This is a genomic window from Novosphingobium aquimarinum (assembly GCF_009746585.1).
Lineage (GTDB): Bacteria > Pseudomonadota > Alphaproteobacteria > Sphingomonadales > Sphingomonadaceae > Novosphingobium > Novosphingobium aquimarinum.
On the sequence record NZ_WRPO01000004.1, the window covers coordinates 263,255 to 289,897 of the forward strand.

The 26,643-nt window shown below is 63.8% G+C and carries 19 protein-coding genes and 2 pseudogenes; 11 read left to right on the forward strand and 10 right to left on the reverse strand.

From position 1 onward, the window contains the following. Positions 1-5: 5 nt before the first annotated feature. Together GQO94_RS06740 and GQO94_RS06745 are read right to left on the reverse strand one after the other, a co-directional pair. Positions 6-1,253, reverse strand: a complete 1,248-nt coding sequence (locus GQO94_RS06740; RefSeq protein ID WP_232332806.1) for a cell wall hydrolase — start codon at positions 1,251-1,253, stop codon at positions 6-8. 162 nt (positions 1,254-1,415) lie between these two features. After that, positions 1,416-2,351: a histone deacetylase family protein gene (locus GQO94_RS06745; protein ID WP_156840399.1), complete on the reverse strand. Its 936-nt coding sequence runs from the start codon at positions 2,349-2,351 to the stop codon at positions 1,416-1,418. Between the two features lie 175 nt (positions 2,352-2,526). On the opposite strand from GQO94_RS06745, the gene GQO94_RS06750 reads away from it, so the two are divergent. From GQO94_RS06750 to GQO94_RS06765, 4 genes are all read left to right on the forward strand, one after another. After that, a complete protein-coding gene (locus GQO94_RS06750) occupies positions 2,527-3,744 on the forward strand; it encodes an efflux RND transporter periplasmic adaptor subunit (protein ID WP_232332807.1) in 1,218 nt (405 codons plus the stop codon). 6 nt (positions 3,745-3,750) lie between these two features. Continuing rightward, positions 3,751-6,960 carry an efflux RND transporter permease subunit gene (locus GQO94_RS06755; protein ID WP_198045849.1) on the forward strand — a complete coding sequence of 1,070 codons (3,210 nt, stop codon included), beginning with the start codon at positions 3,751-3,753 and terminating at the stop codon, positions 6,958-6,960. After that, positions 6,957-8,441, forward strand: coding sequence for an efflux transporter outer membrane subunit (locus GQO94_RS06760; protein ID WP_332310834.1), 1,485 nt, complete (start codon positions 6,957-6,959; stop codon positions 8,439-8,441). Before GQO94_RS06755 ends, GQO94_RS06760 begins: the two co-directional genes overlap by 4 nt. Positions 8,442-9,040: 599 nt before the next feature. Further along, positions 9,041-9,787: a sugar transferase gene (locus GQO94_RS06765; RefSeq protein WP_156840401.1), complete on the forward strand. Its 747-nt coding sequence runs from the start codon at positions 9,041-9,043 to the stop codon at positions 9,785-9,787. Between the two features lie 205 nt (positions 9,788-9,992). Here the strand turns inward: GQO94_RS06765 and GQO94_RS06770 are convergent, their stop codons facing one another. Beyond that, positions 9,993-11,156: a glycosyltransferase family 4 protein gene (locus tag GQO94_RS06770; RefSeq protein ID WP_156840402.1), complete on the reverse strand. Its 1,164-nt coding sequence runs from the start codon at positions 11,154-11,156 to the stop codon at positions 9,993-9,995. Then, positions 11,153-11,494 (reverse strand): hypothetical protein, encoded by a 342-nt coding sequence (locus tag GQO94_RS06775; RefSeq protein WP_156840403.1) that lies wholly within the window; start codon positions 11,492-11,494, stop codon positions 11,153-11,155. The genes GQO94_RS06770 and GQO94_RS06775 overlap by 4 nt, the downstream gene beginning before the upstream one ends. 69 nt (positions 11,495-11,563) lie before the next feature. Here GQO94_RS06775 and GQO94_RS06780 point away from each other — a divergent pair, with 69 nt between their 5' ends. From GQO94_RS06780 to GQO94_RS21370, 5 genes and pseudogenes are all read left to right on the forward strand, one after another. Beyond that, complete coding sequence (locus GQO94_RS06780; RefSeq protein WP_198045850.1) at positions 11,564-11,881, forward strand: PTPA-CTERM sorting domain-containing protein; 318 nt, start codon at positions 11,564-11,566, stop codon at positions 11,879-11,881. A gap of 111 nt (positions 11,882-11,992) precedes the next feature. After that, positions 11,993-12,868, forward strand: coding sequence for an EpsD family peptidyl-prolyl cis-trans isomerase (locus tag GQO94_RS06785; RefSeq protein ID WP_156840405.1), 876 nt, complete (start codon positions 11,993-11,995; stop codon positions 12,866-12,868). Continuing rightward, entirely contained in the window at positions 12,865-13,695 is an 831-nt protein-coding gene (locus GQO94_RS06790; protein ID WP_156840406.1) for a polysaccharide biosynthesis/export family protein, read from the forward strand. The genes GQO94_RS06785 and GQO94_RS06790 overlap by 4 nt, the downstream gene beginning before the upstream one ends. A gap of 11 nt (positions 13,696-13,706) precedes the next feature. Continuing rightward, positions 13,707-14,732 (forward strand): Wzz/FepE/Etk N-terminal domain-containing protein, encoded by a 1,026-nt coding sequence (locus GQO94_RS06795; protein WP_156840407.1) that lies wholly within the window; start codon positions 13,707-13,709, stop codon positions 14,730-14,732. 9 nt (positions 14,733-14,741) lie between these two features. Then, positions 14,742-14,840, forward strand: a pseudogene (locus GQO94_RS21370) (hypothetical protein); the annotation flags it as partial. A gap of 333 nt (positions 14,841-15,173) precedes the next feature. Here the strand turns inward: GQO94_RS21370 and GQO94_RS06800 are convergent. Both GQO94_RS06800 and GQO94_RS06805 read right to left on the reverse strand, forming a co-directional pair. Further along, a pseudogene (locus GQO94_RS06800) lies at positions 15,174-16,442 on the reverse strand (glycoside hydrolase family 16 protein); the annotation flags it as partial. Positions 16,443-16,597: 155 nt separating this feature from the next. After that, on the reverse strand, positions 16,598-18,625 hold the full coding sequence (locus tag GQO94_RS06805; RefSeq protein WP_156840447.1) for a TonB-dependent receptor: 2,028 nt from the start codon (positions 18,623-18,625) through the stop codon (positions 16,598-16,600). Positions 18,626-18,824: 199 nt separating this feature from the next. Here GQO94_RS06805 and GQO94_RS06810 point away from each other — a divergent pair, with 199 nt between their 5' ends. Next, positions 18,825-19,226, forward strand: a complete 402-nt coding sequence (locus tag GQO94_RS06810; protein ID WP_156840409.1) for a DUF2946 family protein — start codon at positions 18,825-18,827, stop codon at positions 19,224-19,226. A gap of 73 nt (positions 19,227-19,299) precedes the next feature. Then, positions 19,300-21,330 carry a TonB-dependent receptor family protein gene (locus GQO94_RS06815; protein ID WP_156840410.1) on the forward strand — a complete coding sequence of 677 codons (2,031 nt, stop codon included), beginning with the start codon at positions 19,300-19,302 and terminating at the stop codon, positions 21,328-21,330. A gap of 48 nt (positions 21,331-21,378) precedes the next feature. Here GQO94_RS06815 and GQO94_RS06820 read toward each other — a convergent pair whose 3' ends face one another. From GQO94_RS06820 to GQO94_RS06835, 4 genes are all read right to left on the reverse strand, one after another. Continuing rightward, complete coding sequence (locus GQO94_RS06820; RefSeq protein WP_156840411.1) at positions 21,379-23,202, reverse strand: ABC transporter ATP-binding protein; 1,824 nt, start codon at positions 23,200-23,202, stop codon at positions 21,379-21,381. Beyond that, positions 23,199-24,026, reverse strand: coding sequence for an ABC transporter permease (locus tag GQO94_RS06825; protein ID WP_156840412.1), 828 nt, complete (start codon positions 24,024-24,026; stop codon positions 23,199-23,201). Before GQO94_RS06825 ends, GQO94_RS06820 begins: the two co-directional genes overlap by 4 nt. Further along, entirely contained in the window at positions 24,023-25,003 is a 981-nt protein-coding gene (locus GQO94_RS06830) for an ABC transporter permease (RefSeq protein ID WP_156840413.1), read from the reverse strand. The genes GQO94_RS06825 and GQO94_RS06830 overlap by 4 nt, the downstream gene beginning before the upstream one ends. 110 nt (positions 25,004-25,113) lie before the next feature. Then, positions 25,114-26,319, reverse strand: a complete 1,206-nt coding sequence (locus tag GQO94_RS06835) for a DUF1624 domain-containing protein (protein WP_156840414.1) — start codon at positions 26,317-26,319, stop codon at positions 25,114-25,116. Positions 26,320-26,643: the final 324 nt, after the last annotated feature.

The following is a 26,643-nucleotide window of genomic DNA, read 5'->3' on the forward strand; positions in this document are numbered from 1 at the left end:
CGGCGTCATTCCGGCACCGAAGCGTCCATGTCCGAGCCGCTGGACGACGGCCGGTCCTTCTTGAAGCGGATACCGGCAAGAACCTCGGGAACTTCGGTAGCGGCCTTCAGGCACTTGCTGGTGTCGCGGTTGGGGAAGCGGGTGCAGTCGAAGCGGATCGTGGTGCCGCCGCCGCTGCGCTCGTACTCGAACACCATCATCGCCCTGCTGCCGGCCGAGATCGGGAATTCACCCGGAACGTCGTCCTCGTTGCCCCAGGCGTTGACCCGGCACGGACCGGGATCGGCGCAAAGCGCGAGTGCCGCGTTGACGAGCTTGGCTGCCGATTGCCCCGCGGGCGCGAGCAGGCCGAACGAGTGCCCGTCGTAGCCGACCAGCTTGAGCCGATTGCCGTAAAGCGGAACATTGCCCATGCCCGCGGGCAGTTTCGCCGGAGCCTGCGGCAAGCCGAGGATCTTGGGCGCGCCGGGGTCAATCGCGGTGATTGCAGCCGCATCGTCTGTGGTGCTCACGCCCGGCGCCGCAATCGAAACCGGTGCCTCGCTGCCGAGATAGGGCCGCCGGAAGGCTTTCGCTCCGCCCCAGCTCCCGGGCCAGCCAAAGAACAGATGCGTGCCGACTTGCCCCAGCTTGCGCAGGCTGGGGCTCCAGTAGGGATAGACCCAATTGGTGTGGTAGTGCGTCGCAAGGCCGACGCTTTCCTCGACGTGCCCCGAGAGCGCCTTTTCGGCTACGTCGCGCGCGCGCTGCCAGGCGGCTTCGGACATGCGCCGGCGCAGCGAGCCATCGCAGGTGAACGTGAACTGGCAGCCGGTCGTACGCTCGGCGCCCTGATAGACGACGCCGCACACCGTGCGCGGAAAAGCCGCATGGCGCACGCGGTTGAGCACGACTTGCGCCACTGCCGCCTCGCCCACGGTATCGTCGCCCGCTTCGTAGAGTACCGCGGTCGCGAGACACTCGCGTGCGCGCATCCGATCCACCTCGGAACCGCGAAACGCGAACGGCGCGGCCGCCTCGCCCTTGCGCGGATCGAAGGCGACGGCTTCGTTGCGAGCGCGGGCATCGTCGGGCGCAAGCACGGTCTTGGCGGCTTCGCCATGGCGTTCGATGTCCTGCGGCGCTGCGGGAAGCCGAGCGACCTTGGCCGGATCCGCCACCGCCTCATCCGCCATCCGCCCCGTCAGCAATCCCGAATACCACCCCGCCAACTGGAACAGGACGAGCAGCAGAACTGCTCCGGCCAGGGCCACGACCAAAGGCTGGCGATAATACGGAAGGGAAACGGCAGTCAGAGTAAGGCTCCATGGCAGGCTCTCGTTTGGTGCCTGCGCTTATCGAGGACGCCCGTCGCGCCGAATCGTTCCCGGGGCAAGCGGTGCGGGATCGGCCGGGCGGAAGAGGGGACGAGGCGTCTAGGTCGCGCTTTCCAGCGCTTGCACATGCGCGGCTGCGCTCGCGGCCAGAGCCGCAAGATCGTAGCCGCCTTCCAGCAGCGAGACGATTCGGCCGGGCGCGTGCCGCGCCATAGTCGCGACCAGCTCGCGCGTGATCCAGGAAAAATCCGCTTCGTCGAGCGAGAGCTGCGCCAGGGGATCCGCGCGGTGCGCGTCGAACCCGGCGGACACGATCAGCAATTGCGGGGCGAAATCGTCGAGCGCCGGCAGCAGCACGTCGCGCCAGGCATGGCGGAAAGCGTCGCTGCCGCTGCCGGGCGGCAGCGGAGCATTGACGATATTGCTATGAGCGCCACGCTCGTGCCGCTCGCCCGTTCCGGGATAGCACGGCGACTGATGGCTCGAGAGGAACAGCGTGCCAGGCTCGGCCCAGACGATGTCCTGCGTGCCATTGCCATGATGAACGTCGAAATCGGCCACCGCGATACGCTCCAGACCGTAGGCGCGGCGCGCGTGTTGCACGGCAACAGCGACATTGTTGATCAGGCAGAATCCCATCGCGCGATCGGGTGTCGCGTGGTGACCGGGCGGTCGAACGGCGACGAACGCGCCACGGACCGTTCCGTCCATCACCAGATCGACGCCGCGCATCGCTCCGCCCGCTGCGCGCAGGGCCGCTTCGCGGCTACCCGCGCTCACGATCGTATCGGCATCGAGCGCGCGCAACTCATCCTCGCGCACATCAAGGGAAAGGATGGCCGAGACATGGGCGGGATCGTGGACCGCAAGCAGCGCCTGCTCGTCCGCAAGCGGCGCATTGTGCCGTGCAAGCGCGGGAAAACTGCGCTCGTCGAGCGCATCGAGCACCGCCGTCAGCCGCTCCGGCCTTTCGGGATGTCCCGCACCGGTATCGTGTGCGAGGCAAGCGGTGTGGCTGATGAGCGCGATGGTCAAGACATGGCTACCCTGGTTTCGGTCTGCATTTCTCAAGGGAGATAGGTAGGTGGTCCGGTGGTCCACCGAAACCACTCTGCCCCGTTTATCGAAGTTTGTCGCGCTGCACCATTGCACTCTTGCCGCGGCGCCTGTTTCGTCCGAAAGGCGCGCTTACGTTACATTGAGGCGCATTTTGCTCACGCGAAACTTCCGGCCGTTCACGGCGCTCTTGGGACTTCCTGCGCTCGCAAGCGCTGCCTTGCTGCTCACTCTCGGCGCCTGCGGATCCGGCTCCGGCCAAAGCGAGGTAGGCCAGCGACCGCCGACCACTGTCGGGTTCATAACGGTCAAGACGCAGGCCGTTCCCCTCACGGTGAAGCTCGACGGGCGGACCGTCGCGTTCGAGACCAGCGAAGTGCGTCCGCAAGTCAGCGGAGTCATTCGCAAGCGCCTGTTCACTGAGGGCGGCTACGTCCGGGCCGGCCAGCCGTTGTTCCAGATCGATCCCAGCCTCTATCGCGCGGCGGTCAATCAGGCGCAGGCCAACCTTGCAAGCGCGCGGGCGTCGGCAGAAGCGGCGTCCGCCAAAGCCAATCGCTACCGTCCGCTCGCCGAAATGGAAGCGATCGCCCAGCAGGACTATACCGACGCGGCGGCTCAGGCGCGGGTCGCCCGCTCATCGGTGCAACAGAATGCCGCGACGCTCGATACGGCTAAGATCAATCTGCGCTTCACCACCGTGCCCGCCCCCATCAGCGGGCGAATTGGCCGTTCGCTGGTGACTGTCGGCGGGCTCGCCAACGCGAGCCAGGAAACGCCGCTGGCAGTGATCCAACGCACCGATCCGATCTATGTCGACATGCAGCAGTCGGCCGCCGAACTCGTAAATTTGCGCCGGCGGCTTGCCGGCGGCGGCGTCGCGAGTGGATCGACCGACGTGCGATTGCTCCTCGACGACGGCAGCGAATACGCGTTGCCAGGCACCGTGCAGTTCTCGGAAGTCACGGTCGACGAGGAGACCGGAACGGTCACTCTGCGGGCCCGCTTTCCCAACCCCGAGGGCCTGCTCCTGCCCGGCATGTTCGTGAGCGCGACATTCAATCAGGCCATCGAGTCCAATGCGATCCTGGTGCCGCAGCAGGCGGTACAGCGCGATTTCGACGGCAGCGCTTTCGTTATGCTGGTCGGCCCCGACAACAAGGCGGTGCGGCGCAAGGTCGAAACCGCAAGGGCCGTCGGGCAATCATGGGTAGTGACGAAGGGTCTCGCGCGCGGGGACAAGGTTATCGTTCAGGGTCTCAACGACCTCAAGAGCGGCGCGACGATCAAGCCGGTGGCGGCATCCTCGCCCCAGAAAGTCGCGCCGCCGCCGGCCGGTACCGAAGCGAAGGCGCCCGGCGGGGCCCGCTGATCGATCATGTCACGCATTTTCATCGATCGCCCGATCTTCGCGTGGGTCATTGCCATTATCGTGATGCTGGTCGGTGTCGGGGCGCTGATGCTGCTGCCGAACGAGCAGTACCCCGATATCGCGCCGACGCAGGTCAATATCCGGGCGAACTATCCCGGCGCCTCCGCCGAGACCATAGAGAACAGCGTCACCCAGATCCTCGAGCAGCAGCTCACCGGGCTCGACGGCCTGCTCTATTTCAGCTCGCAGAGCACCAATCGCGGCCGCGCCACGATCACCGCCGTTTTCGCCAAGGGCACCGATCCGGACATTGCGCAAGTTCAGGTGCAGAACCAGATCCAGTCTGCCATCTCGCGCCTGCCCCAGTCGGTGCAGGATCAGGGCGTGCGGGTGACCAAGTCCAATCCCGATCAGCTCATGCTCGTGGCCGTCTACGATACCACCGACACGCGATCGAATACCGACGTGGCGGACTATCTCGCATCCAACGTGCAGGATCCGCTGTCGCGCGTCGACGGAGTCGGCGAAGTGAACATCTATGGCGCTGGCCATGCGATGCGGATCTGGCTCGACCCGCGCAAGCTGGCGGCCGCCAAGCTGATGCCGGGTGACGTCATCTCCGCGATACGAGCGCAAAATACCGAAGTCGCCGCCGGCGAAGTCGGCGGGACCCCCGCGCCCGAAGGTCAGATGCTCAACGCGACTCTGACCGCGCAATCGCTGATGCAAACGCCGGAGCAGTTCGGCGCGATCGTCCTCAAAACCCAGCCGAATGGCTCGAGCGTCAGCATCCGCGACGTCGCGCGGGTCGAGATCGGCGCCGAGAGCTACAGCGTTTCGTCACGGCTCAATGGCCACGCGGGGGCCGGCGTCGCGATCTCGCTCGCACCGGGTGCGGACGCCCTGCGCACGGCAGAAGCGGTCAAGACCGAGATGACCCGGCTGTCGCGCAACCTGCCGGAAGGGCTCGAATTCACGTACGGCAGCGATTCCACCGATTTCATCAAGCTTTCGGTCGCGGAAGTGGAGGAAACGCTGATCGTCGCCATCGTTCTGGTGGTGCTCGTGATGTTCGTGTTCCTGCAAAGCTGGCGCGCGACGCTGATCCCCGCGATCGCCGTGCCGGTGGTGCTGCTGGGCACTTTCGGGGTCTTCTATATCGCCGGTTTCTCGGTCAACACGATGACGCTGTTCGGCCTGGTTCTGGCCATCGGGCTGCTGGTCGACGACGCGATCGTCGTGGTCGAGAACGTCGAGCGCCTGCTCGATGAGAATCCCGAGATGACGCCGCGCGAAGCCACGATCGAATCGATGAAGGAGATCTCTGTCGCGCTGGTGGCTATCGCCCTCGTCTTGTCGGCCGTGTTCCTGCCGATGAGCTTTTTCGGCGGCTCCACCGGGGTGATCTACCGCCAGTTCTCGCTGACGATCATCTCGGCGATGGTGCTGTCGGTGCTGGTCGCGCTGATCCTGAGCCCTGCCCTGACCGCGACGATGCTCAAGTCGAAGGCGCAGGAACAGGAAGGGCCGGGTTTGCTCGAACGCCGCGCACCGTGGATCGCGGATCGCGCCGAACGGTTCCGCAACGGGTTCAACCGCGGCTTCGAGCGCGGCACGGAACGGTACGTTGGCTGGGTTGCCGCGATCGTCGAACGCAAATGGCTGTTTCTCGCCATCTACGTTGGTATCGTCGTCCTTCTTGCCGCGCTGTTCTTCCGGCTGCCGACGGGTTTCATTCCGAACGAGGATCAGGGCCTGATCATCGTGCAGTATCGCCTGCCCGCCGGCGCCACGCTGGAGCGCACCGAAAAAGTGCAGCTCGCGGTGGAGCGGTACTTCAGCGAGCATGAAGCGGACACCGTCGAGGCGCTCTTCACTCTGGCCGGAGGCGGCTTCGGCGCGAGCGGACAGAACACGGGGCAGGCCTTCATTCGCCTCAAGGACTGGAGCGAGCGTCACGGCGAGGGGCAATCCGCGCAAGCCATCGCCGATCGGGCCGGAGCGGCGTTCGCCGGACTGCGCGATGCGCAAGTCTATGCGCTCGTGCCCGGCGCGGTTCGCGGCCTCGGCAATTCCGCAGGCTTCACCATGGAGCTTCAGAACGCACAAGGCATGGACCGCGAGACTTTCGTCGAAGCGCGCGATCAGTTGCTCGAGAAAGCCAATGCCGATCCGAACCTGCAAGGCGTGCGCCTGGGCGACCTGCCCGATGTTTCCACGCTCAAGCTCGATGTCGATCCCCATCGCCTGCAGGCGTTCGGGCTTTCCGTCGCTGACGTGAATACGACTCTCTCCTCGGCGTGGGGCGGCCGTTACGTCAACGACTTCATCGACAAGGGCCGGATCAAGCCAGTCTATGTCCAGGGCGACGCGCCGTTCCGCGCCAGCCCCGAAGACATCAAACAGTGGTATGTGCGCGGCAGCAGCGGGCAGATGTCGCCCTTCTCGACCTTCAGCGACGTAGAGTGGTCGACCGTGCCGAGCTCGACCTCGCGCTTCAACGGCGTTTCGTCGTTCGAGATCTCGGGCCAGGCCGCGAGCGGGGTCAGCTCGGGCACGGCGATGGACCGGATTGCTGAACTCGCACGCGAGATCCCGGGGGCAAGCGTAGCCTGGTCGGGTTCGTCCTATGAACAACAGGCATCCTCGAGCCAGGCGCCGCTGCTCTATGCGCTCTCGATCCTCGTCGTCTTCCTCTGCCTCGCGGCCCTGTACGAAAGCTGGACGATCCCGATCGCGGTGTTGCTGGTCATTCCGCTGGGGCTGGTCGGGGCGATCGTCGCTGTGAGCCTGCGCGGTCTGGAAAACGACGTCTACTTGCAGATCGGGCTGCTCACCACGATGGGCCTTGCGGCCAAGAACGCCATCCTGATGATCGAATTTGCCGAACAGGCCGAGCGGCAAGGCAAGCGCGTGATCGACGCCGCGCTCGAAGCGGCGCGCATCCGCCTGCGTCCGATCCTCATGACGAGCTTCGCGTTCATCTTCGGCACTCTGCCGCTCGCCGTCGCCTCCGGCGCGGGGGCCAACAGCCGCCTCGCCATCGGTACCGCAGTCGTGGGCGGGATGCTGACCGCCACGCTGCTGGCGATCTTCTATATCCCCCTGTTCTTCGTGATCGTCCGGCGCAGCGTGCGTGACGGCATGAAGGCCGCCCGCGACCGACTTGGAGGGTCTTCCGCCGACGAGGCCGACGAAAGGGAGAAGCCGGCGTGAGGCGCGCGTCGCACCTGCTTGCCGCGCTGGCGCTGCCGATGGCGCTGGGCGCATGCTCGCTCGCTCCGCGCACTGCTCTGCCCGAGCCGCCGGTGCCGCCGTCCTGGCCGGTCGGGGATGCCTATCTCGCGCAGGCAGAAGATTCGCTGCCGATCCTGTCCTACGAACAGGTCTTCACCGATCCCCGTCTGCAGACGCTGGTCGAACAGGCTCTGATCAACAACCGCGATCTGCGCCTGGCGGCTGCCAACATCGCAGCCGCAAGGGCGCAAGTCCGCGCGACGCGGGGCGCTCAGTTTCCCGAGGTCGGCGTCTCTGCCGGGACGACGTATCGCGGTGTCGGCGGCTCGGGCGTTCCCGCGACCGGTGGCGGCGTCGGCGGGAATGTCGGCAACGGCGGAGCCGGCGGGTTCGGCAGAGGCGGCATGAATTATGCCCTGCAAGGCGGCGTTTCCAACTTCGAACTCGATCTGTTCGGCAGGCTCGCCAATGCGACTCAGGCCGAGCGCGAGCGCGCGCTCGCAACCGAGGCGGCGGCACGCACGGTTCGGCTCGGTCTCGTCGCCGACCTGGCGCAAGCTTGGGCCCGGCATGCCGCCGATGTGGAGCTGCTACGCATTGCGCAGGCCACGGCCGCAAACGCGCAGCGTTCGGTCGAACTGACTCGCAAGCGCCTCGAAGGAGGCGTCGCGCCGCGCACCGATCTGCGCCAGGCAGAACAAGTGCTGCTGACCGCGCAAGGCGACGTTGCCGAGCAGACCGCGCTCATCGCGCAGGACAAGAATCTCGTGCGGCTGCTGGTCGGCGCCGAGGTCAATCCCGCGCTCTTGCCCACGAGCATGGCCGAAGTGAATGCGGCAGTGCAGCCGCTTGCTGCCGGCACCCGCTCGGAAATCCTGCTGCGGCGCCCCGACGTGATCGAAGCCGAATACCGGCTGCGCGGGGCGGACTTCGATATCGGTGTGGCCCGGGCCCAGCTGTTTCCCGCGATCTCGCTCACCGGCCTGCTGGGATTGGCGAGCGACTCGCTGTCTTCGCTCTTCGATGGCGATGCCTTCAGCTACACCGCCGGGGCGAACCTCACCGCCCCGCTTTTCGATGGCGGCAGGCGCGCCGCCAATGTCGATCTGACCGAGGCGCAGCGTGCCGCGGCCCTCGCCACTTACGAACGCACGATCCAGACCGCGTTTCGCGAAGTCGCCGATGCGCTGGCCGACCAAGGGACGCTCGACGCACGCTTGCGCGCAGCCGATGCCGCGACCGAGGCGGCAGCCGATACCGCGCGCCTTGCCGAAGCGCGCTATCGGGGCGGTGTCGACAGCTACTTGCTGAGCCTCGATGCGCAGCGCAGCCTCTACGCGGCACGGCGCGCAGAAGTCGCGGTCCGCTTTGCTCTGGCCGCCAATCGGGTGACCGTCTACCGCGTGCTTGGTGGCGATCAGGCGACGACGAATGCAACGGCGACGACGACGCCGGAGTAATCTCGAGCCTTTGCGAGTGAGAGGGAAGCGCGCAGCGCCTTACTCGAATCTACCTATGAACCCCGCCACGCGTACTTAACGTTCCAGCTGTATCAGAGGCACGTAAGACTCCGATTTTCGTTGACGAAGCCTGAGATACCCTCCGATGTATCGCATCTTGACCTTATCCGACGCCTCGTCCGATCCGTCCGCATCCAAGTCCGCGGGGTCCCGCGACGACGAGCCGACGCGTCCGCCGCGACGCGGCTTCGCGGTTGCGGAAGCGCCCGACATGGGGGACGACGAAAGCCAATCGGACAAGTATCCGATGTGGATACGATTAATTGTGATTACGGGTTCCGCGCTTGGCTCATGGGCCTTGGTCTACGCGCTCCTGTCTCTGTTTTAAGCAGGAAATCAACCTCTTAGAAGGTGCACTTTATCAGCGATTCCGCGTGTATCTGCGGGACGGCGGCGCAGGTGGCGGCAGTCCATTCCTGATACATTACTTCGAATACACGCCCAATATCGTTCCTCAATACTTATTACGTGTTAACTCTACTATTCGCCCCTCCCCGAGACTGTATATTGCAGGTGCGTGATTCAGGAGGAGGGCCAAGATGCAATCACAACCGCTGAACTCGGCAGAGTCCGGTTGGGTAACTTGCGATGTCCGATTGCCCCTGTCGGCTGCTTTAGACAGCGAAGTCGGCACCAGCCCCGCTCACTTTGCCGGGTATCGCGAGCCCAACCCGGTGAGCGCGATCGTTCTGCGCATCCTGGACATTTCCGTCGCGCTCATCGCGCTCCTGTTTTTCCTTCCCTTGTTCCTCATCATCGGATTACTAATCCTCGTCACCGATCCGGGTCCGGTGTTATTCGCGCACAGACGTATCGGCCACGGCGGAAAGCCGTTTTACTGTCTGAAATTCAGAAGTATGGCCGTCGATGCCAGAGAACGACTGGAACGGCTGCTCGCCACCGATCCGCTTGCGCGTCAGGAATGGTCGCTCAATCAGAAGCTCAGGGACGATCCGCGGATCACGAGGATCGGCGCCATACTGCGCAAGACCAGCCTCGACGAACTGCCCCAGCTCCTCAACGTCCTGAAAGGCGACATGAGCCTGGTCGGCCCACGCCCGATCGTGGCGGACGAAATTTCGCGCTACGGTCGGTACTTCGTGCATTACTGCCGAGTGCGCCCTGGGATCACGGGCCTCTGGCAAGTCAGCGGACGCAGCGATGTTTCCTATCGGCGGCGCGTCGCTTTCGATGTGGTCTATACGCGCTCCTATTCGGTCGCGCTGAACACCAAGATTCTCCTGTTCACGATCCCCTGCGTCTTGCGGCAACGCGGGTCGTACTGAAGCCGGCTACCGCCATGAGCCACACGAATTGGGCGAGTCTTTACGCGGTCCACGCCCCCGCGACTCACGCGCTGCGAAGATAAGTCCGCGGATTGTTCGAGCAGGGCTCGAGCGTTTGCAGACTTCGCTCGACCGCTTGGTTTTCGGCGTCGGCGTGCGCACTCACCTCTATTGTTGCCGATTTGGCAGTCTTTCGGTGAAGCTCCTACCGCGCCTTCTCGACCCGGCGATTGGCGGCAAGGCGCATCGCCAGGTCGGAAAAGCGTGACGCGCGTTCCTGAAAGCTGAACTGATCGAGGAAGCGCTGCCGGGCATTCCCACACAGCTCCTCGGCGAAGTCGGGATGCCGCAGCACTCGCCGCACCGCTTCGACCCAGGCCTGTGTGTCGGCCTCATCGACCAGCAGGGCTTCGCGCCCATCGCGCACGGTCGTCTCCACGGCTGGAATACGCGAGGCGACGATGACACATCCGGCAGACATGTATTCGACCAGCTTCAACGAGCTCATCGACGATGACGACACGAACGCCATGGAATCTCCCCCAAATCCGCTCGAGGCGTAGGGGGCCAGACCGACCCGGAAGCTGCGGAGCGCGCTCCCCACTTCGGTTCGGGGGACGAAACCCGCCAGCGTGACATTATCGAGCGCTTCGAAATGCGCGGAAATTTGGCGGTTTCGCGCGGGATCGCCATAAATGACGAAAGTCGCTTCACGCAGCTCCCTGGCAATTTCGAGTACCTTTTCGATGCCCTTGCCCGGCATGAAACTGCCGACATAGCCTACATCAAATGCGGGTTTCGGCGGCTCGCAAGCGGCAAAGTCCGCCCCCGCGCTGGGAATGACCCGGATTCGGCCCGATCGTGCCCGCAAATCGGAATCGAGTTGATCGTCCAGAGCTTGCGTCAGCACGGCGATCGAAAGGTGCCGCGCGTGGACCAATGCCAGCAGCCGCTTCCAATGCTTCCAGTTCCTTATGGTCGAACAGTCTTGATGCATCTCGAAGATGGCGGGCATGCGCAGTGCGGCTGAAAGGATCGCGCAAGGGCCAAGTCGTGCGATCAGGATCGATCGCGGAGCCCTGCGCCGCACTTGCCACGCCCAGAACGCTTGTTGCGCAGGACCGGACACCGTCTTCAAGGGCCGCAGCGCTACGGATTGCGGCACCCCGTAGAGTCGCCGGATCGTGCTCTCGCTTCCGTTGCGATAGAAGACCGTAACCGGATGTCCGAGGGCCGCGAGCGACGCGCAAAGATCCAGCACCGCACCGGAATTTGCCGAGGTATTGGGCAATTCCTGTCCGTAGAGATAGGCGATCGGCACGCTCGTCTGGCCCGGAGCAACGGCAACGGTCCGCGCCATCTCGTTCATGCGACGAGTGGATTGCGGCGAGATGTGCGCTCACCTGGAAGTCTCCTGCGCCGATCAGACGACAACGGGGCGCGTTCGCCTATCGCTGCCGCCCAGAAACCCACGATCAGGATCAGCAGCAACATCGTGCTGTCGAGCGCTTCGCTATAGGCATACGACACGAGCATTACGAACGCGTAAGCCGGGGCGCGATCCTTACTTCCGGCTTGCAGCCCCCCTTTCGCGACGATGGCCCTCCCCACACACGCCACGCAGCAGCCGAGGTAGGCGAGCACCCACAAGATACCGACCCAGCCGTTTTCGACCGGGACCCGATACCTCTCTCCATGGACGTTCATCGAAAGCCCCCCGGATGTCTGGATGACCTCGGGACAGCCCTCACGGCTATTCCAACCATCAAAGTTGGCATGCTGCAGTTTGGCTTGAGTTCCGTGTCCGCGACGTTGTTCTCGGGCGGCGGTACTTTCATCGGCAACCTGACCGGCGATTCATCCCAAACCTTTACCAGCCTTGCAGCGGGCGATTATTACATCACCGTCAACGGTACTGCGATCAACCCGGTCCTGGGCGGCGCTTATGGACTGACCTTGCTCGCCGATGCGGCAGCGCCCGTTCCCGGTCCTGCCGCCCTCTTGCCCGCGCTTGTCGGGGCCGGCGCGATCGCATGGCGTCGCCGTCGTTCGGCTCCCAAGAAGGACCGGGGTCCGAAGCTGGCCCTAGCCTGACTGCCTTCGCTGCTTGTCGCACCGAAGTACGCATTCCGGAACTCATGCCAAGCATGAGTTCCGGAATGACCAAGTATTTTCTTCATAGTTGGCATAGTTGGCGGACCAGTGATGATCTCGAAGTTTTCGCGCTTTCGATTGGTATTACTATCTAGCCTGGTTTCTGCGGTGTCTTTGGCCGGTTGTGCGGGATCGTCCCAGCCCTCCGAGCAAGTTGTCGCGGAAGGCAATGATTTCGAGCTGACGATTCACGAATACGACCAGGCGCTTCGCCAGTCGCCGGCCGTGACCGCGGAAGCGGTTCAGCCGATGCGCAAGGCGATCCTCGAAGCCCTGATCGACGAAAAGTTATTGGCGGATAGAGCGATGAGTTCCGACCTCGACAAGACGTCGAGCGTCGCGCAGGAACTTCAGGCCGCGAAGCGGTCCATTCTGGCCAAGGCCTTCGTGCAGCAGCTCACGGGCGGGACATACAAGCCCAGCGAGCAGGACCTGCGCCAATACTACCAAGACCACCCCCTTCAGTTCGCCGGTCGGAAACGCTTCGTCGTTTCCGAAGTGGTTCTGAAGTCCGACTTGCCCAACATCCGCGACTATCTCACCGCATTCGAGAAAGACGGCTTCGCAGGTCTCAGTGATCTGGGGGAGACACCCGGTTTCCGCTCACGGCCCGCGCCGATCACGGTCGTGCGCTTCAGCGATGACATCGTCGGCCCCGCAACCGCGAATGTGCCGCGCCTCTCGGTCGGCAGCCAGGTCGTCTATCAGACCGTCGGACAAGTCCATCTGGGCCTCATCCGGGAACTCGCCGAAGATCCCCTGCCGTTCGAAGAAGCGAGACCGGCTGTGACCGCGGGGCTTCTCCAGGAGCGTAATGCCAAGCTCGTCAAAGCGGCCGTCAAGAAGGAACGAGACGACCGCAAGGTCGCGATCGTGAGCGATACGCTCAAATCGATCCTCGGCATGCCCAGCGTGGCGCAAAAATGATGCGCCTCATGATGATCCTGTTCGGTCTGTTGCTTATGGCAAGCGCACCCGAAGTATTCGCAGCCGGCGCAGCCGACGCGGCTAGAACCGAGGCGACGGAGACGACGGACACGACGCAGGCCAGCGGCTACCGCGTCGGCACCGGCGATATCCTGAATGTCTCGGTCTATCGGGCTCCCGACTATTCGACGGTCGTCGAAGTGGGTGAGGACGGGGCAATCGCGCTCAGCATGCTGGGCAAAGTGCAAGTCGCCGGACTGAGCGCGACCCAGATTTCCGATCTGGTTGCCCGACGCTTGCAAGCGAGCGGGATCTTCCGCGACCCGGTGGTCAACGTGCTGGTGCAGACTTATCGCAGCAACACGGTTTCAGTGCTTGGACACGTATCGAAGCCCGGCGAATATCCGTTGGATCGCGCCACCGTGAAAATGAGCGAAATGCTGGCGCGATCCGGCGCCGAGCTCGGGGTCGGTGGCGGCAACGTCGAACTGATCCACGCAGATGGCGGTCAACAGACGATTGCGGCCGACGACATCCTGTCGGGCGCCGTCGATCTCGCGCTCCTGCCCAAGGACACGCTGATCGTCAACGAAGCGAGCAAGTTCTTCATTATCGGCGAGGTCAACAACGCAGGCACATTTCCGATCGATCCGGGGCTGACCTTCGCCCGTGCCCTCGCCCTGGCCGGAGGAACGACTCCGCGAGGTTCGCGCAACAGCATCAAGGTGACGCGCGCGAGCGCCGACGGCGAGGAAACCTTCAAAGTGTCTGGCGATCAGCTGGTGCGGCCCAACGATCTGATCATCATTGGCGCCCGGCTCTTTTAAGGCTCGCGAACATGCCCTTCCTCTATCTTCTCAAGTCTCTCCTCGTCCGCAAATACCTGATCGCCGGATGTTTCGTGCTGGGTCTGGTCCTGGCCGCGATCTATCTGTTCGCGACGAGTCCGATCTATCGATCGACAGCATCGGTCGTCGCTGGCGTGCGTCCGCCCGAGACGATCGGGCCGCTATCCGTGGCCGAACAATTGTCCGCCGACTATCTGCTGACTCAGGAAGACATCCTCAAGAGCGATCGTGTCGCGCAGGAAGTCGTCAAGACCACGGGGCTGGCAGAGGATCCGAATATCGCGAAGTTCTTCGAATGGTCCCCCGAATTCGGCCCCCTGACAGACTATATCGCCGAGAGGCTTCGCCTGGGTCTGGTCGTCGAACAGAGCACCACCAACTCGCGGGTCATGAACGTGAGCTATCTCAGCGGGGACCCGAATTTTTCCGCGACGATGGCCAATGCTTTTGCCGCTGCCTTCATCGAAACCAACTTGCAGCTCCAGAACGATCCTGCGCGACGCAACATCGAATCCTATGACCGGCAGCTGCAAGCCATCGCGACCATCGTGATACGACGCGGCGCCTATACTGCGTGTGGCGGCTTCGATCCTCAGCTTCGGGTTTTCGAAGACACCGACTTCTGCATGCGCATGGCCAGCGTGACCAAGTTCGCCCTGATCGACGAACCACTGATCTATAAGCGCTATCATGAAAATTCGATCACCGGTGGACGCCCGGACCTGATGGCCCACCACGCTTTCGTGGCCTTCAAGGCCGCGTCGAACCAGCCGCAACTGCTTGGCCTCATTCCACGACGGCTGGCAGAGCGGGCGAGAAAGCTCGGAAACCAACGATTTTTGCTGAACGACCCGAGGAGCGCATCGGACCTGCTAGCTTTGGCGTTACGGCTCGATCCACTCAATTGGCGCGCCTTCGGCTCGTATCTCGCAGCCAGATACTTCCCCAAACTGGCGCTAAGATTGCTGGGCAGAAATGGGCGCCGCCGCCAAGCATCGCTGGGACTGACAGACTGAATGTCCCGGATGGCTTCTGAACCGAATATCCTGATCGTGACTTGCGAATATGCGCCCTTCCCTGGTGGTATAGGCACCTACGCCACACGTCTGGCAGCCACGCTTCGCGATGCGGGCGTCGCGGTGTCGGTGATCGCGCCGCGCTATCCGGAGCTGACAGGCAGCCTGCCAGAAGGCGTCCGCCATCGCCTGCTTTTCGAGCACCACGGCATCACCGCATCCGCCACACTCGGCCTGCTCGGCGAGCTGCGAAGCGCCGATCAGCGTGTCGTTGTAATTCCCGCCGGTCGCGCGAGCGTTCGCGTTGCCCGTCAGAATGACAGTTTCGATGGACTGGTCCCTGACTGCGAAGCTCACGGACGAATATACCGTATCGCGCCCCTCGCCCGCCATCTCGATGACGCGGTCCCCGACGTTGTCGACGACATAGACATCATCGCCGATACCGCCGGCCATCACGTCCGCGCCATAGCCGCCATCGAGCCGGTCCGCACCGCCGTAACCGCGAAGCTCGTCGTTCCCTCCGAGGCCGAGCAGCAAATTGTCGAGCCCATTGCCGAGCAGAACGTTGCTCGCAGTATTGCCGATCGCAACCTTAGCTGCGGTGCCGTAGAGCTTCAGGTTCTCGACATTGACCGGCAGCGTGTAATCGACGCTGCTGTTGATCGTGTCATTGCCCGCACGCGCACGCTCGACCACCACGTCTGCGACATGATTGACCCAATAGGTGTCGTCGCCCTCGCCGGCGGCCATAGTGTCGCTGCCCGTCGTGCCGTGGAGATCATCGTCTCCCGAATTGACGCCGGCAGGGACATCGGGCGAAGCGGTGGGGTCGTCCCAGGCACCTTCGCCCGCCTCCGTGTCGGGCTTCAGCGGCGGCGCATTCGACTCAGGGTTCTTGGCAAAGGCGCGGACATAATCGATCTCCATATCGTAGACGATCGAGGTGTCGCCGGGGTCGCGGAACATGGCGAGGTCGATGATCATGTAGAACGGCGAACTGGTGTATTCGCTCGCCGCGACCCGTCCGATTTCACGACCGTCGAGATAGTTGATGATCCATTGCGGCGTGATCATCGTGCCATAGGTATGGAATTGATCGTCGAACAAAGAGTCGACACGCTCGTACACACCACCGCTGATTTTCTTGCTGAACGCCTGCGTCGTTTGGTTCGGCGTGTAGTGAATATGCCCGTGATAACCTCGCGGGCTGTTCGAATAGCCCTCGACCGTGTCGATCTCGACCCGGACTTTCGACTTGTCGTAGCGATCCTCTTCCGAAATCAGCCAGAACGCGGGCCAGGCACCCAATTCTTCGGGAAACTTCGCGCGCATTTCGAAGTATCCGTAGCTTTGCTTGAAGCCCTCGGTTTTCGAATTGACGGTCTGGAGTAGGCCGCTTTCCCACTGCCCATTGTCGTGATCCATTCGGATGTGAAGTACGCCGTCGGAAACCGTGAACGGTTCGAGGTAATCCTCCCCTCGCGCAAACCGGGCCAGACCGAAGTCTGAGTGAATGCCCGAATACCAGTTGGCTTCACCTCGACCATTTGAGATCGACAACGTATCAAATTCGTCTCGAAAGGTGATTTCGTACCCTGTAAGATCGAGACTGTTTCCCGAAAAATCTTCAGTCCACTGAGTCGATGGCAACGGCATACTTATTATTCCCGCTCGAAATATCTGACATGCGACCTTATCGCATGTCATAATTTCGATCGGGTTATTGCCCTTGGTATATGGATCTTAAGTCTCAATAAGAGATTACTACTACAATATAGGTATATTTATAGTCCTACCGATTTGCAATTAGGATTCGAGGCCGGCCAGCAACCGATGCCGGTCTAGCCGAACCGGCGGCTGCGTCAGCGCAGGGCCCAGCGCAGGCCCAGCCAAAGCGTACGCGGCGTGCCAAGATCGATCGATCCGCCCGCGTTGCGGGTGACGATGCGCTCGTCCAGCAGGTTCTCGCCACGCACGACCAGCTGTAGGTGCGACACGAGCGGCAGCTGTCCGAACAGATCGAGCGTCGTCGCGGCCGGAAGCGCGTCGGTTTCACGGTCATCCTCGAACTGCCGCCCCACGTGCCGCACTGTCGCTGAAAGCCTTATCGCCGGATCGGGGCTCCACGCCAACGTCGCGCTGGCGCTCAATTTCGGCGTTTGCGAGGGACGATTGCCGTCAAGATCCGCCGAAGCGCCCTCGCCTCTCGTTTTGGCGTCGGTCCAGGCGATCGAGCCGAGGAAAGAGAAAGGGCCGCGCTCGATGCGGCCATCGGCCTCGAGACCGCGCGCGACGATCGCCGGCAGATTGCGCCGCTGGCGTAAGTTCTCGCCGATCGTCACGTTCGCGATCGCGTTCTTAACCCGGTTGTCGAAGGCGGTAATCGAAACCGAGACATCGGCGGCAGGCGCGAAGGTAAGCCCGGCCTCGTAGCCCTCGAGCCGCTCGTTGCGCAGCGCCGCGTTGGCTTGAGTGACGACCGGGAAGACGACGAAGGGGCGGTACAGTTCGTTCAGCGTCGGCAAGCGCAATCCGGTATATCCCGCGCCGCGCAGGCTGAGCCCGCCGCCAAGCTCGTAGACAGCACCGCCGCGAAACGATTCCTCCCAGCCCGCGCGGCTCGCATAGGTTTCGTCGATCACGGTCGCGCCGGATCCGTCGCGTTCGCGGAAGAAGCCGTCGCGAATGCTGTAGCGGTCGACGCGTGCGCCGGCGGTCAGCACGAGGTTGCCGAAGCGCACGTCGCCATCGGCAAACACGCCGAGGTCGCTATTGGTGCCGCCCGCATTGCGCCGCGCAGTGATGTTACCGGAAAATGCGCTGATCGCGGTTTCGAACAACTCGCCATCGGACCGGCGATAGTCGGCGCCGAGGCGCAGGTTGATGGTTTCACCGAGCGGCGGGCGGACCTCGACCTTCCCGCCCACGCCGGTCGAAGGCGTATTGCGCTGATCGAGCACGGGCACGAAGCGGGTCGAACTGACGACGACATTGGTGAAGTTGCGGGCTTGCAGATAGGCTAGGACATCGAATTGCCAGTCGCCGCGGCCGACGAGGCGCAAACTGGCATCCTGTCCGCTCGAGGAGCTGTCAGCGCCTTCGAAGCGGAGCGTGCGCTGGTCATCGAAGATCAGTCCGCGCGCCTGAAGTTCCATATCGTCCCCGATCGGCGCCACCCCGCGCAAACCGATGGACCAGGAATCGAAGGCCGCGCGTGCCGTTGCCGGGACGCGGTCGTCGCGCGGCGTCGTCTGGAAGCCCTTGCCGCGATCCCAGCGGCCCGAGATGACCGCGAACCCCGCGCCCAGCTTGGGCGCGAAAGTGGCGCTGGCCTCGGTCTCGCCGCGCTGATTGGCGAGCACGCTCGCGTTGAGCGGCCCTAGCGTGGTGCGATCCGCGCTTTCGAGTTCGATCGTGCCGGAAAGCGCCCCAGTGCCGAACGGCCCGGAGCCGCCGCCCCGAGTGACGAGCACGCGGCCGAGGCGCTCGGGAGCAAGCGCGGGAAGCGGAACGTAGCCGAAGAACGGATCGACCATCGGCACGCCATCGAGCACGACGAGCGCGCGCGTCGTCGCATTCCCGCCCAGCGAACGCAGCGTGACGCCTTGGGCCGAGGGGTTGGAGGCGCGACTGTCGGACCGCCGGAACTGCTGGAAGCCCGCGACCGACGACAGCACATCCTCGATCCGCCCCGACGCGCTCGACACCAGCGTTTCGCGGTCGATCGCGCGCGTGGAATAGGCGGGCATGCCCGGCAGATCCTCAAGACCGCGCCCCGTGACGACGATCGCTTCGGGATCCGGCCTTGCCGGGGTTTCCTGGCACATCGCCATATGCGGAGCGAAAGCGGCCGCCACTGCCGCTGCCACGATTGGCAGATCGAGCCGCATACGGTTGGTCAAGGCAATCTCCGAATCTCTACGCTCGAAAATGCTGCCGGCACCCGTGCGGCGCGCGTGTTGAGCCAGAGCGTGAATGGCTTGAACGCGCCTATGTCAGAACTGGTGCGAAGGCCCAAGGGCACACCGTGCGAATTTCGCCTGGGTCGGTACTGGCCTTGATCGGGGTTTGGTACTAGGGGGCTGCGCCATGGGGCACCTGCGCGCAATCCTGATGCAACGACGGCAGCTGGCGTTGGTGTGCATCGCGCTGGCGATCGCGCTCAGGGCCATCGTGCCGGCGGGATACATGATCGGCAGCGATGCCAAGGTCCTGACTATCGCGGTTTGCCACGATGCCAGCGGGGCCGGGATCTCGCGAGACGTGGTCGTGCCGATGAAGAGCGACTCCGGGGTGCCCGGCAAGCCTGCCAAGGGCGAATGCCCTTACGGCGCGCTAGCCATGGCTGGTCTTGGCGGCGCGGACGTCGTCTTGCTGGCCCTGGCGCTGGCCTTCGTCATCGCGCTCGGCTTTGCCCCGCAAACCATTCCGCAGGCTTCCCGGCCCGCGTTTCTCAGGCCGCCGTTGCGCGGCCCTCCGGCCCTCAGCTGACGACATCATACTCCTCGTCTGACTGACGCGCGGCGGCCAGAGCCCGTCGCGTCCCTGCCGGAGATATTCCATCATGTTACGTCCCTTCGTGACGCTCGCCCTCGCGGCGTGCGCCATTTCGCCTGCGCTTGCCGAAGACGCAGAGAGCGATCCCACCATCATCGTCACCGCCGAACGTCAGGCGGACGATCCGCCCGCGGTCGCCGCCGCCCGCGAACGCCTCGCGCGCACGCCCGGTTCGGTCTCGGTCGTCGCCTCGGAAAGCTACGAGGACCGCTTCGTCATCGGCTTGCCCGATCTGCTACGCGACGTTCCCGGCGTGCTCGCGAACACGCGCTATGGCGAGGAGGCGCGGCTATCGATCCGCGGCTCCGGCCTCGATCAGAGCTACCACCAGCGCGGCGTTCTGCTCGCGCAGGATGGCGTCCCATTTGCCGATGCCGACGGCTTTTCGGACTTCCAGAAGATCGATCCCCTCGGCGCGCGCTACATCGAGGTGTACAAAGGCGGCAACGCGCTGCGCTTCGGCGGCGCGCAGCTTGGAGGCGCGATCAATCTCGTCACGCCCAGCGGCCGCAACGTGGCGAGCCCGTTCGCCCTGCGGCTCGAAGGCGGTTCGTTCGACAGCGTGCGAGGGCAAGGCCATGGCGCGGGCACCGCGGGCAAGTTCGATTGGTACGGCGGCGTCAACGCCACGCGCTCCGATGGGTACCGCCAGAATTCGCGGTCCGATCAGGTGCGCGGTACGATCAATCTGGGATATGCGCTGGGCGACGACAGCGAGATCCGCGTGATCGGGTATGCCGCCGACATCAACCAGCAAGTCCCCGGCGCGGTCTCGCTGGAGACGGCGCTCACCAACCCGCGCTATGCCGGGGACGGCGTGATCCTGCGCAGACAGGCGCGCGACCAGAGCGTCTATCGCGGTTCGGTGCAGACGCGGCTGCGGCTGACCGATGGGCTCGTTTTCGAAGGCGGGATCTACGCGACGCAGACCGATCTCTATCATCCGGTCGGGATCTTCATATTGCAGGACACCGACACCCAAGGGGCGTTCGGCCGCTTCGATCTTGCCGGCGAATTGGCCGGGCACCGGGCCGATGTGTTCTTTGGCGCTTACTACCGCGAAGGCGGGAGCAACCAAACACTGGCGCTCAACCTCGCGGGCAACCAGGGAGCCACGATCGGAGATTCTGTGCAGCAGGCCGATGCACTCGACGTGTTCGCCGAGGGGCGGTTTTTCGTCGTGCCAGAGTTGGCCGTGGTCGCCGGGGGATCGTGGGGGCGTGCGCGGCGCGACTATGCGAATACGCTGGGCGGAACGCAGGCGGATCGCACCTACGACTGGTTCGCCCCACGCCTGGGCCTGCTGTACGAACACGGCTCGGTGCAGGTCTATGCCAATTACACGAAATCGGTCGAACCACCGCATTTCAGCGCTTTGACTCAGACCAATACCGCCGGCTCGGTCTTCGTGCCACTCCATCCCCAGCGCGCCTGGACCGCCGAGATCGGCACGCGCGGCAAGCTGGCCGGCGTCACTTGGGACGTCACGTACTATCGGGCGCAGGTGCGCGGCGAACTCCTCAGCTTCCTCCCCGATGCGAACCTTCCCGCCAGCGTGTTCAATGCCGACAAGACCCTGCATCAGGGCGTCGAAGCCAGCCTCGACATCGCCCTGATCGATACGGATGCGGCCCGGCTGCGGCTGCGCCAGACCTACGCCTGGTCGGATTTCCGGTTTCGGGACGAACCTGCATACGACAACAACCGCCTGCCGGTCGCGCCGCGCCATCAGTATCGCGCTTCGCTGCGGTTCGAAGGAGGGGGAGGCTTCTACATCGAACCCTTCGTCGATTGGCGGTTCGAGGACGTGTTCGTCGATTATGCCAACACGCTCAAGGCGCCCGGCTATGCCCTGTTCAACCTTTCGGCGGGGTTCGATCTCGGGCCGGTGACGATCTACGCAGATGGCCGCAACCTCACCGACAAGCGCTATGCCGCAGAGTTCGCGGCGGTCACCGACGCGCGCGTCGCGAATACCGCTGTCTTCTTCCCTGGCCAGGGCCGCACCGTCTTCGGCGGCTTGCGCTTCGCATTCTGATAATGAAACGGCAAATCCCCACGAGGGGCACCGTTCCTTAACGAACGATCAGCCGAGGATTTTCTCGCTCTGCGTGCGGCGCAGGGTTTCTTCGGTGTGATGACACAGGACCGCATTGCCTGACGAAAGTTGCCGCACCGGTGGAGCAGACACTTCGCATGTGCCGGCGATCGCTACCGGACAGCGCGGCAGGAAACGGCACAGATCGGGACGCTCGCGCAAGTGCGCGAAGGGAGCGGCTGCGCGTTCGGATTCGTCCGATAGCCAGTCGCTCCTGAGTTCGGGCACGGACGAGATCAGCAGATCTGTGTAGGGATGAACCGGCGGCACATTGTAACTGTCACGCACGCCGCTTTCGACCCGTGTTCCTTTGTAGAGTACGACGATATCGTCGCACAGCGCCTTCACCGTTTCGATATCGTGGCTGATGAAAAGGTAGGCCACGCCGAGATCGCGCCGCAGTTCGGCCAGCAGATCGAGGATCGCGCCGCGCACGACCGTATCGAGCGCGGAGGTAACTTCGTCGCACAGAATGATGTCGGGTTCCGCCGCGAGCGCCCGCGCCAGATTGACGCGCTGCTTCTGGCCACCGGAAAGTTCGTCGCAGCGTCGGCTGGCGATGGATGCGGGAAGCTTGATGAGGTCGAGCAATTCGGCCACCCGGCGGCGCGCTTCCTCGCCGCGCGTCCCGCGGTAGAAGCGCAGGACACGCCCCAGGATGTCGCCCACGCTCCGCCCGGGATTGAGCGCGACATCGGCGCTCTGGAAGACGATCTGCACGCGTCGCAGCTCTTCGCGACTCCGGCCCGACAGCGTCGGGGCCAGGGGCACGCCGTCGAGCTTCACGCTGCCACGAGCGGGTGCGAGCAGGCCGGCGACGACGCGCGCCACGGTGGACTTGCCCGACCCGGATTCGCCGATCACGCCCAGTGCGGCGCCACGCCCGATCGAGAAACCGACGTCGCTGAGCACCGGGTGGGCCGGCCTTCCTTCCTTGTCGATCGGACCGTATCCGGCATGGATCCCCTCGACTTCCAGCAAGGGGACGGGCGCGTCGGGCAGAACGGGCGCAGCCATCACCACCGGCATGGCCGCGGACATCAGCATCCGCGTATAGTCATCGGCCGGGGATTGCAGAATGACGTCGACTGCGTTCTGCTCGCGCACTTTGCCCCGTTTGAGAACGAGGACCCGGTCGGCCATCTGCGCGACGACCGCCAGATCGTGCGACACGTAGACGCCCGTTGCCCCCTGCTCGCGCACCACGCGGCGGAAGGCCTGCAGCACTTCGACCTGGGTGGTCACGTCGAGCGCAGTGGTTGGCTCGTCGAAGATCACCAGCTCGGGCTGAGTGATGAGCGCCATGGCGGCCATCAAGCGCTGCAGCTGGCCGCCCGAAAGCTCGTGCGGGTATCGCTGGCCGATCGTTTCGGGATTGGGCAGCGCCAAGCTGCGGAACAGCGAAACCGCCCGCTTGCGAGCGGCCTCTTCGGGCTCGATGCCATGAATGAGAGCGGGCTCGATCACTTGGTCGATGACGCGGCGCGAGGGATTGAACGCCGCCGCCGCACTCTGCGCGACGTAGCTGATGCGGTGGCCTCGCTGCGCCTTCAGCGCGTTTCCGCCAGCCCCGTCGAGCGTCGCCTGGCCGACGCGGATCTGCCCGGTGATTTCGGCACTGCCACGGGCATAGCCCATCAGCGCCAGCGCGATCGTGGTCTTGCCCGAACCCGATTCGCCGATCAGCGCCAGCGTTTCGCGCGGCGCGATGTCGAACGACACGTCCTCGACGATGCGCAGCGGCGTGCCGTCCTCCCGCCGCACGGTGACGGACAAGTCCCGGACTTCGACATGCTGGGTCGTATCCTTCATCGCACTTTGCCCTGTGTCAGCGCATCGATCAGCAGATTGACGCTGACCGTCAACGTCGCGATCGCGGTTGCCCGCACGAAGATCGCCAGCGCGCCTTCGGCGAGACCCGAAGTGTTCTCGCGAACCAGCGAGCCCAGGTCGGCGTCCGGCGGCGCCAGCCCGAGGCCGAGGAAACTCAGGCCCGAAAGCAGCAGCACGATGAACACGAAGCGCAGTCCGATATCGGCGGCGAGCGGCCGGATCATATTGGGCAGCATTTCCGAAAGCGCGATGTACAGCCGTCCCTCGCCGCGCGCGCGCGCAACTTCGACGTAGTCCAGCCGGGCGAGACCGACGGCGAGGGACCGCGCGATCCGGAAATTACCAGGCACGTAGATCACCGCCAGGATCACGATCAGCAGCAATTCGGAAGAGCCGAATGCGGCAATCAACACCAGCGCGAAGATCTTGCTGGGAATCGAAATCAAGGTGTCCATCGCGCGCGAGAGCAATTCGTCGACCCAGTGAGGTCCGACCGCCGCCGTCAGCGCCAGACCGGTGCCGATCCCGACCGCGAGCGTGACCGCAACGGCGGACAAGCCAACGGTGAAGCGCGCGCCCATCAGCAGGCGGCTGAGCACGTCGCGCCCTAGAAAATCGCTCCCCAGCCATAGCCGGGAGCTGGCGTCGGCAAACACTTCCTCGCTCACGAAAGCGCCCGGCGGATGCGGCGCGAGCATCGGACCGAAGGCCGCCGCCAACAACCAGAAAACGACGAAGGCCAGGCCGATCTTGCCCGAAAGCGGCAAGTTGCGGATCGTCGTGAAGAGCGCGGCGATCTTCATGCGTTGCGCAACCGCGGATTGGCGAGGATCGCGAACACGTCGGCCACCAGCACGAGCAGGAGATAGACCGCGCAGAAGATCATGGCGCAGGCCTGCAGCAGCGGCATGTCGCGCGAGGTGACGGCATTGACCATGAGGCCGGCGAGCCCCGGATAACTGAAGATCGTCTCCACGATGATCGCACCTCCGAACAGATAGGAGAGACTGAGCGCCATCGCGTTCACGATCGGTCCGATCGCGTTCGGCAGAATATGGTGGAACACGAGGCGCGTTTGCGAGACGCCCTTGAGGCGCGCCATCTCGACATAAGGCCTATCGAGCTCGGCGATGATCGCGGCGCGGATCATGCGGCCGAGCTGGGCAATGACGCCCACGGCAAGAACCATAACCGGCATGGCATATCCGCGCACATAGTCGGCGAAAGAAGCTTCCTGCGGTATCAGCGTAATCGAAGGCAGCCATTGCAGCTTCACCGACAAAATCAGGACGGCGACAGTCGCGACGAGAAACTCGGGCAGTGCCACCATCGACAGGGTCAGCACGTTAAGCGAGCGATCCAGCTTCTTGCCCCGTGCAATGGCCGAGGCAATGCCGATCAGGAAGGCGAAAGGTACCGATACCAGCGTCGAAAGCGCCGCCAAGATCAAGGTGTTCGGCAGGCGTACCGAAATGATTTCGGACACCGGCGTATTCGTCACCATCGATTGGCCGGGGTCACCCATCGATATGCCGCGAAGCCACTGATAATAGCGAACCGGCCCCGGCTGATCGAGGCCCATTTCCTTGCGCAGAGCGGCGATCTGTTCGGGCGTCGCGCTTTGCCCCAGCACTTCCTGCGCGGCGTCACCCGGAAGCAAGCCACTGATCGTGAAGATCACCGCCGAGACCAGCAGCAACGTGATCAGCGCGAGCAGCACGCGATGACCAATCAACCGCAACGGGCCGCGCCAGCTAGAGGCGGAAGCGCTGGCGCTCATCGCAAAGTCTTGGGCGCAGGGGCGCAACGTAGGTTCATCATACCTCCAAGAGGAAAGTCAGTACGTCCAGCGGAGCCTGCCCGTGCCCAGCGCTCGGGCAGGCGCGCTGCTCAGAAGTACTTCAGCCAGGCGATGTCGCGGCGACGACGCTTCAGGCGCGAATACCAGACCGTCGGCAGGTAAAGCGGCACGATCAACGCGACGTACCAGAGGAGCACCCAGTTGTAGTTGTTGAAGCCGTAGTGCTCGCCGTGATCGGGGCCGAAGATGCCCAACGCGCTGTGATAGAAGATGCGCAGCACGGTGAGGTGCAGGATGTAGAAGAACATCGGAGCGCCGCCGAACACCGCCAGCTTCGCGACGAGCTGCGAATCGTTCACGCGTTCGAACAGGACGAGCAGCAAAGCCCCGATCCCGAGCGTCGGCATGAGGAACAGCAGCGAAGGCGGATACTTGGTCATCGAAATGAAGCTGATCACGGTGCGGACGGGCTCGCCTTCCACGACGAACCAAGGCTTGTCGCCGTAGAAGTTCAGGAAGCGCAGAACGATGAAGCCACCGAGCAGGCCCAGACCCAGCTTGATCAAGCGCTGTTGGCGCTCGCGCGCATCGACATCGGGCGCGAACCAGGGGCCGATCGCAAAGCCAAGCACGATGACGCCGATCCATGGGAGGATGGGGTATGTCGTCTTGGCCTGAAAACCGAACGGCAGGTCAATCACGTCGCGCTGGTGGATCCCGGCCCAGAGCGGGAAGAATGGGTTTTCAGGGGTAAGCTGGATCGGATCGAGCAGGTTGTGCAGGCAGACCAGCACCAGGCCGATGGTGATCAGCGCCGGGCGTGGCAAACCCTTGAGCGCCGCAAGGATGAGCATGCACAAGCCGATGCACCAGATGACCTGGAGCCAGAACGTCGGCTGCGGCACGATACCCCAGTAGAGCGGGGACAAGTACACCACCTCGATCGCCATTAGCAGCAGCCCGCGCTTCACCAGGAACGACGTCGTTTCCTTCGCGGTGTGGTTGATGCTGTAAAGGTAAACCCCAAGCCCAGTGAGAGCGACGAAGATCGGGGCGCAGAGGCTGACCAGAACGCGCGCGAAACCGATCGCGGGCAAAATCGTGCGGGCATCGATCGGATCGGTCACTGGGTAATAGACGAACCAGGTCTCCCGCAAGTGATCGAGCAGCATCAGCACCATGACGAAGCCGCGCAGCGCATCGATGTTCTGGAGCCGCGTACGCGCCGTCGCCCGCGTCTTCTGTTCTGCTCCGAACCGATCGCCGGCCGGGAATGCGATTGAAGCGCTTGCCATCTACTGCCCTCTTCCATCGTCGCAATGAAGCCACGATCGTGATCGTTGCGACGAAGTAAAGGGTGTTGTCTTTGGGAGGAATTCGGCTCTTCGTGCCGGAGCGTGTCATGCAAGTGAAAGAATGTGCCGCGCTGCCCCGGCACCGGGCAACCAGGCAGGCGCAGGCCGACAACGGCCGCTCGCCCGCCGCGCAGCTAGTGCTGAGAACGGCGGTGCAAAATTAGACCACGGTAGCGGCGGCGAAGTGCTGCTGCGGGCGGCGTAAAAGTCGTCCACTTTTTCCCTTTCGCGATGGCGGCGAGGGGGATGAGGGATTTACACCGT